The sequence below is a fragment of the Dawidia cretensis genome (assembly GCF_018598175.1).
In the GTDB taxonomy this organism is placed as follows: domain Bacteria; phylum Bacteroidota; class Bacteroidia; order Cytophagales; family Cyclobacteriaceae; genus Ohtaekwangia; species Ohtaekwangia cretensis.
Map to the genome: position 1 here is coordinate 1 of NZ_JAHESE010000110.1, position 574 is coordinate 574.

1 protein-coding gene and 1 pseudogene are annotated in these 574 nt (G+C 52.3%); both read left to right on the forward strand.

Going from position 1 to position 574, the window contains the following annotated elements; genetic code table 11:
- Positions 1-290 (forward strand): annotated as a pseudogene (locus KK062_RS29950) (TetR/AcrR family transcriptional regulator); the annotation flags it as partial.
- Positions 291-385: 95 nt separating this feature from the next.
- Positions 386-574: hypothetical protein (locus KK062_RS29955; protein ID WP_254088067.1), on the forward strand; the 189-nt coding region annotated here is incomplete at its 3' end.

Genomic DNA, 574 nt, shown 5'->3' on the forward strand with positions numbered 1-574 from the left:
TGTTTGTGCTGGGTGAGTTGCGCTACCAGCCTGAGGAGTTTGCACGCAAACTGGGAGTAGCCAAGCTGCTGCGCGAGTCGGCACTGGTGAAACAACTACGCGAACGAAAAAAGAACATCCATCCGATCCATTTTATAATGAATATACTCGGCATGACACTCTTTCCCTTCATCGGACGCCCCGTCTTCCAACACGGCGCCGGCCTGAGCCAGAAAGAGTTCGAAGCCCTGATGGAAGAACGCAGAAAGCTAATCCCCAAGTGGGCAGAAGCGATCTTATCCGTACGCTAAAATTTTTTACCCTAGAGTTAATCAAATGATTAAATCGATTATTTAAAACGAATACCATGCGTCTAACTTTGGATTTGTCGCTATGGATGCTGGCTTTGGCAAGCGTCCCCGTCGCAGGAAAATCTGGCGCAAGCGTTAGCGCGAAGCGCGTCTCTTGTGACTACCCCTATGGCCGGTCTCCAGACTGGCGGGAAGCCTTTCTGCCCGACAGCCTCACGCTACAACAATGCTACACCCTCGCCCGGCAACACGCCCCCCAGGCGCAACAACAGGCACTACTCCAA